At 43.2% G+C, this 7,324-nt stretch carries 5 protein-coding genes; all 5 read left to right on the forward strand.

Annotation, left to right across the window (positions count from 1 at the left end; translation table 11 throughout):
- On the forward strand, positions 1 to 1,025 hold a 1,025-nt coding region (locus IQR33_RS34240; protein ID WP_228014111.1), incomplete at its 5' end, for a DUF3362 domain-containing protein.
- A gap of 262 nt (positions 1,026 to 1,287) precedes the next feature.
- Complete coding sequence (locus IQR33_RS24090; protein WP_193838093.1) at positions 1,288 to 4,785, forward strand: T6SS effector BTH_I2691 family protein; 3,498 nt, start codon at positions 1,288 to 1,290, stop codon at positions 4,783 to 4,785.
- 3 nt (positions 4,786 to 4,788) lie between these two features.
- Positions 4,789 to 5,733, forward strand: a complete 945-nt coding sequence (locus tag IQR33_RS24095) for a hypothetical protein (protein ID WP_017634698.1) — start codon at positions 4,789 to 4,791, stop codon at positions 5,731 to 5,733.
- A 3-nt stretch (positions 5,734 to 5,736) separates the two neighbouring features.
- Positions 5,737 to 6,687 carry a hypothetical protein gene (locus IQR33_RS24100; protein ID WP_017634699.1) on the forward strand — a complete coding sequence of 317 codons (951 nt, stop codon included), beginning with the start codon at positions 5,737 to 5,739 and terminating at the stop codon, positions 6,685 to 6,687.
- Positions 6,688 to 6,690: 3 nt separating this feature from the next.
- Positions 6,691 to 7,324, forward strand: a 634-nt coding sequence (locus IQR33_RS24105; protein ID WP_193844134.1) for a hypothetical protein, incomplete at its 3' end; no start/stop codon positions are given.

Below are 7,324 nucleotides of genomic sequence, written 5' to 3' on the forward strand. Positions count from 1 at the left end.
ATCCAAAAGCGGAAGCGAACTGTCGTCGTCCTTCTTGTGTATTCCCGGGCATCTGTAACAAGCTAAACACAGACCACAAACACACGATCGATTTATACCGTGAAGCGCGTAAAGTTGAAGGCGTGAAGAAAGTGATGGTTGCATCTGGCGTACGTTACGACCTTGCGATTGAATCACCAGAATACGTGAAAGAGCTCGTTACTCACCACGTAGGCGGTTACTTGAAGATTGCACCGGAACATACAGAGAAAGGTCCTCTTGATCTGATGATGAAGCCAGGCATGGGTACGTACGATCGCTTTAAAGAGATGTTCGAGAAATACAGTGCAGAAGCAGGCAAGAAGCAGTACTTAATCCCTTATTTTATCTCTGCGCACCCAGGCACAGAAGACGAAGACATGCTGAACCTTGCTCTGTGGCTCAAAAAGAACAACTTCGAATGTGACCAAGTACAAAACTTCTACCCTTCGCCAATGTGTAACGCAACGTCGATGTACTACTCAGAGACAAACCCTCTGAAACGCGTGAAGTACAAAAAACGTGAAGATGTACCTGTAGCAAAAGGTGAACGTCAACGTCGCCTACATAAAGCGCTGTTGCGTTACCACGATCCAGCAAACTGGCCAATGATCCGTGAAGCCCTAGTCAGTATGGGTAAAAAACATTTGATTGGTGACAAACAAGGCTGTCTCGTTCCTGCAGAAGACATTGAAGCACAAACACCTGCGCAACGTCGTAAATCTGGTCGTCACGGGGCAAACCGCTTTGCAACCAAACATACCAAAAACCAACCAGGCTTCGGTGGTCATTTGAACAAACGCTCTGAAGGCGGTTCAAAAGATGGTAAACCATCTGGTAACCGTAACGGTTCTGGCAAAGCTACAGGTGGTCAACGCCCTGCAAGCAACGGCCAACGTCCTAGCGGCAACGGTGCAAACCGCCCGGCAGGTAGCAAGCCGCAAGGCCAAGGTCGCCCACAAGGACAAGGCAAACCAGCTGGTCAACGTAAACCAAAGCGTCGCTAATTATTTAGAGCTTAAATACTAGAAAGGGCTCCAGAGTTAACTCTGGAGCCCTTTTGTTTTGTCAGCTCATTGAGGCATCACTAATAACTCAAACTTTGATTCAATCAATACAAAAAATGGTAAACACCAACCAACTTATTGGAAAAACAAACAATTATTTGATTGAAGCAAAACCATAAAAGCATAACTTATTGATTTTTAATTGCTTTATTTTGGTGCGATATTTGCGTAACAGAGTAAAACTCTTAAACATGGGCTAACGATGAATAATCCACTTCCCCCAAAAACTTCTATGTTCTGGTATGACAACAGCTATACCTATGAGGAGGCCGTTCAGGCATTTGAAAGCGATGGTACACTGAAATCGCTGAATATCGTTCCAACCACGGAATCCGATGATCTTGCTGGCTCACCCCCAGAGCGCAGTATGTTTTGGGAGGGAGAAACAAAAAAAATCGATCCGCCACCGCCGTCTGAACCAGAGCCTCTCAATTTAAAAACTGAGAAAGAAGCAACGGAAGCATCACCTGCGCACTTTATCCCAGTCCGCTATGCCATCGATCAGCTAGAAACAGAAGAGACACAACCTTTTGGTTTGCCTGAAGAATGGAAAGGCCAAGGCCCAGCCAAACTCAATACCGTTGGTTACACCCTGCGTCAACTGCGCGACGGTTGGCTGTATGTCTATGATGCAATCAACAAAAGCTTAGACGAATACGAAATCAAAGGAACGCAATTCACGCTCTATAAGTTGGGAGAATCAGAAAGCCCAAAATCAGAGCAGCGTGGGACACCACAAGATGCAAAGGCCTTCCTTACTTACGTCAACGGAAGCGTACTATCGATTTGCTTCTCTGAGCACCGCTGGACATGGCACACGTTCATGCGCGTACTTAACAATCCGAGTAATCATATCGATCGCATGCAAACCATTGTTCTGTCCTCAAACGAGAATCAGCACAACATTGCACCAATAGATAAGTTAACCCAAGTCGCTGATATTGAATCTTCTGCCGTCGATGATGGTCGCTTTGCGGATTCTGGCATCGCCACCAAAGCAGATGAAGATGGTTCTGTTTTTAAACCTGTCGCAGTCGAAAGCGATTTAACCTCTGCGATTCCAGAAGAAGAATCAGGCTACTTCGTCGCGATAAAAGATTACGCCGCAGACATTCAAGATATGTCACTGCATTTTGTTGGTGCCGCAAGCCCTTACCGCCTTTTCACTGACCAGTTTTCAAACCAGTGGAACTTGATGCAGACCGCCATGCAACTGTGTATGTTTGGTGCAAGTGACGAGATAGACATGCCAGCTAGCGTTAAGCGTAACGGCGAAGAGCTGTCGTTTTATACCGACATGGCTGACTATTATGACTCCTCTCACCAACTTGATTTGGCAGAGCAGAACAAAAGCTCAGTTCAGTCCGGCTATCCTGCTAAATTTTCCGCTGGAGCGATTGAATCACACCAACATACCCAAAGTGACATTGCTAAAGCGATACAGGACAAATATCGAATTTCTGCGAGCCGTTTTGGTAAATACGAACAATGGATAGCGACTGAACGCTGGCGTCAGCAGCTCAACTGGAAGCAAATGCTGAGCGAGATGCAAGAGCTGTCAGAACAAAAAGAAAACATGCTAACCCAAGTGGTTTCGGTCAAACGCGACTTTATCGCAGTAATGGAGTCCTTAACGCCGCATCATCTTGAAAGAACCTTCGACCTATACAGCGAAGACACACAGTACAGCTTGTATCAACTGCACAAGCAAGCGGTTGAGTCATTTACTTTGGTGATGCAAGAAGAAGACCGCCAATGGGCAGAAAGCCAATGGGAGAAACCAACCAGTTTACTCGCACTCTATGCCTCTGGGTTTAGTCGTAGTTTATTTAAAGTGATGGAGAAGAATATTACAGAGGCGCTTGATGAACAGTCGATCGTCTCAGAAAATCCTGATCCTGATAATCAGTTGATGGACCAGATATCTGATACCAGCAACCGCGTGAATATGTACTCTAAGATCATGGACTTTGTTTCCAACCCAAACACTGCGGAAACAGCTTTTCTCAAAGATATCGCCAAAGGTTTCCAAGAGCTGGATATTATTTTTAAATCTGCAATAGGTGCGCTTGCAAAAGGCGTTGTAGAGTTTGGTGTTAGCATGACCTCACAAGTATCAATTTCGCTGATGCCTGTTTTCGCTAAACCTCTGAACCGTCATAGCTATTATTTATTTGCCGTTATTGCAGAACATATGGCACACAATATGCCCGTAACAATAAAAGAAGGTTACGCTCACGATTTTAAAAAATGGAAAACACGCGTAAATGATTATCTGATTAAGCTCGAAAAAAACAATGCCATCATTGCTGACTTCCAGAAAAATAACCGCAAAGCTGACTCTAAATACACAACAGCTTTAGAAAATAGAAAGACTATTAAGAAGGCTCTCGCTGTAGCTACATTGGAGTACCCGCAGTACATTGAGTTACCTGATGATCTAACGCAAAGAACCGTCGAGCTTAGAACGCGGATCGCTATGAATAAACTCGATGATTTGAATAAACTGTTCGAGAATGCCGGTGGTCTAGGCTTTCTGGCATTAATATTTAACTGCATCGCGCTTGGTGATGCCATGAGCAGTATTCAAGACACGGGGTTAATGTCCTCAGATGAATTTTTGGATATCCAGCAAAAGTTATTTTACACAGTCAACGCTTGGACAGGTGTTCGTACAGGTAAGTTATGGGAGAAAGTGAAGGGTGAACCTAGGTTAAGGTCACATTCATATAATGTCTTAAAAAAGTTAGTGAATAGAAACGAAGATACCTTTAAAAACTTAAACCTTGATGACCTAAAGGTATTCAATAAATGGCTAGCAATCACAGGGGCTTTAGGTGCGTTAGCTTCGGGTATTGAGGCTTACCGTTCTTGGCAGAGTGCTGACAAAGTTTATAGTCAAGAAAAATATCTGCATGTAGCAAATTCCCTAGTATTAACAGCAATGTCAGCTGTCGGTATATTCCAAGTATACGGAGGGTTAACTGGACAATTTGCATTAAACTTATCCTTTGGCGGGCCTATAACGGCCGGCCTGGTTATTCTCACGATTGCATACCTAGCCATCAATTATAAGTTGAATAAGCTGAAACAAGATGATTTCCAAAAATGGTTAGATAAACTGCCTTGGGGTTATCACCCGACTCGCACTCAGTGGAGCCAATCTTCGAGCTTACCCGAAAGAGAGAAGCATAATTCAGCATTGGTTCAGCAAGCGCTGTTTGACTTACAATCTATTATTCAACAGCCTACGGTATACCATCAACCTATTGAAAAAGTACAAGCTTACCCAAGTTACACACATCGTGTGTTAATCGGTTTGGAAGTGCATATTCAACTGCCAAGGCGTGCTGCAACGAATGGTATTACGTTGAGAACTAACAGCAAGGCAACAGAAGATGATTTGATGTCAGGCTCGTGGCATCAAAACGCAGATTTAGTCACGCTACAAACTCAAGATCAAGCGAGCAAAGAATCACTGGTGTACAAAGTAACCTTGCCAATTGAAGAAGCAGATCATTACCTTACAATGCAAGTAGCTTACGATGTGGAAGATGATGCCCCTGCTAAGCGTGAGTATTGGTTCCAAAACGGCATAAAACAGAGTGCAACTTATGGCATTATTTCAGACAATATCAAACAAGACATAATTAAAAAAACACTCACCCCCGCTGTTGGCACACTAGGTTTTCAGGAGTAACCCTTGGCATATTCACCGTTTTATATCACCCCAGAAGAATTGGCGGTTTATCAAGAAGCACAAGAGCAAGAGATTCTCAAAGGGGACAATTTAACAACATGGCATAAGTATGATGTAGAAGAGCCATTTCGCTACCATTACAAGTTAACGGCTTTGCCATTTATGAGCTTCTTATTTGTAATTGTATTTTTGACACACTCAAGTGATACGCTTGTCGTGACCTTTTTTGGCCTTATCTTGTCAGTAATGATGGCCGGGATCTTTTATCTTACGATTGGCCTCGACTATCGCTATGACTATATCTTTTCTGACAAAGGCTTTGTGATGAAGAAGCGTCGCAACATGCCTAAGTGGGCGAATACCGCCACACAAGCCGTTGGCTGGATCGGTGCGGTAGTTTGCGTTTTGATGGTAGCGGTAGTTGGCCCGATGGCGTTAGCTGGATCGGGCGCTCTTATTTTATTCTCATTTGGTATGTTAAAACGCAAGCCCGATGAACCAACAGAAGTGAGAATTGGAGAGCGTGAAGATTGGTTGTTTGCCGACTACAACAAAAAGCGCAAAGTGATCCAGTTCTACTTTAAGCAGGATAAGTGTGAATATATCGATATGGAACACAACACTATTGTCCGTTCACATAGCAGATCTGATTGCTACGTATTTTTCAAAACTGAAACGGACTTAGAATCGATGGTAAATCAGTTAGCTACTGAATATAAGCTGGATTGTACAGAGGTAGATGACCACAAAAAGCTGTTTGAATCGAAGCCAGAATCAAGGCTCTTTAGTATTCCAGTTTGTAGTAGAGAATATCAAACCGAAGAGGTATTTGATTTAAGGGCGTCAAATGCCCCACTTCCTGAGCGTGAATACCTTTACAACGGCAAGTGGCAAACCGAGTCTGAAATCGAACAATCAAAATCTGAACCAACAGCAGCCAAGGTATAAACATTGGCTTATTCACCTTTTTACATCACCCCAAAAGAATTGGCGGTTTATCAAGAGGCTCAAGAGCAAAGAATCAGCTCGGGTAGCAATGTTTTACGTTGGAGTGTTGTAAACGTCGAGATGCCTTCTCGATACATTCACCTCTATTTTACTCTCGTAACCTTGTTTGTCTGTATTGCGATATTTTTTGCCTTAGCAAACTTTGACCAAAACGATGACACCATTTTCTTAGCATGTGTACTTTCATTTTGCGTGGCACTTTTTTATTTCCTAATGAGATGGGGGCTTTTAAAGCAGTACCATTATGTTTTTTCAGAAAAAGGACTTGTTGCAAAGTCTAGTAGTACCATTCCAAAATGGATGAACAATGCGAGTCAAGTAACAGGCTGGGTGGGCGCTAGCACATGTATATTAATGGTAATTCTTGTTGGTCCAATGGCTTTAGCTGGCGCTGGGGCCTTTATATTGGTTTCCTTTAAAATGCTTAAACGTCAACCAGACGAAGTAGCCGAAATTAAAGTCGGTGAGCGTGAGGATTGGCTGTTCGCCTACTACAATAAAAAGCGTAAAGTGATTCGCTTCTACCACAAGTATGACGAGTGTTCTAAATGGAACCTAGAGAAACACACCGTCTTCAGAGCTCAAACTCGTGGTGATAGCTACATATTCTTTAGGACTGTTCAAGACTTAGATGCGATGCTAGAAACCCTTTCAAACAAGTACGGTATTGAATGTATTGATTTTCCTGACCATAAAGCGTTTTTTGAAGGAAGACCTGAACCTCGAATTGAAGATATCCCTTCTCGCTGCCTTGAATTTCCAGTAGTCGATACCTTTGACCTGAGAGCTCAAAACGCCCCGCTTCCTGAATGGCAACGTATATACAACGGTAAGTGGCAAACCGAGTCTGAAATCGAACAATCAAAGTCTAAACTAACTACAGCTCTGGAGTAACCCTTGGCATATTCACCATTTTACGTCACCCCAGAAGAGTTGGCAGTTTATCAAGAGGCACAAGAGCAAGAAATACTCGCAGGCGATAACGTCAGAACATGGCATAAGTATGATGTAGAGGAACCATTTCGCTATTACTTTAAACTTTTTGCGCTTCCATTTGTGATCGCTCCATTCCTATTAACTTTGTTTATACACACGAGTGACACGGTTGACGTAACTATTTTTTCTTTTATTTTGTCGGTGATGGTATCTGGAGCCTTTTACCTTACGATTGGCCTCGACTATCGCTATGACTATATTTTTTCTGACAAAGGCTTTGTGATGAAGAAACGTCGCAACATGCCTAAGTGGGTGAATACCGCCACGCAAGCCGTTGGCTGGATAGGTGCAGTGGTATGTGTGGTGATGGTAGCGATGGTTGGCCCGATGGCGTTAGCAGGTGCAGGTGCTTTTATATTAGTCTCCTTTAAAATGCTTAAACGCCAACCAGATGAACCAACAGAAGTGAGAATCGGAGAGCGTGAGGATTGGCTGTTTGCGGACTACAATAAAAAAAGGAAAGTGATCCAGTTCTATTTTAAGCATGACATATGCAGATATCGAGATACTGCTCATAAGACTATCTTTCGCTCAC

It is taken from the genome of Vibrio sp. OPT46 (assembly GCF_015163535.1).
Lineage (GTDB): Bacteria > Pseudomonadota > Gammaproteobacteria > Enterobacterales > Vibrionaceae > Vibrio > Vibrio alginolyticus.

What these genes read in the sequence shown, in the direction of transcription:
- IQR33_RS24090 (WP_193838093.1), top strand. Translation starts at nt 1,288, where the DNA reads ATGAATAATCCACTTCCCCCAAAAACTTCTATGTTCTGGTATGACAAC.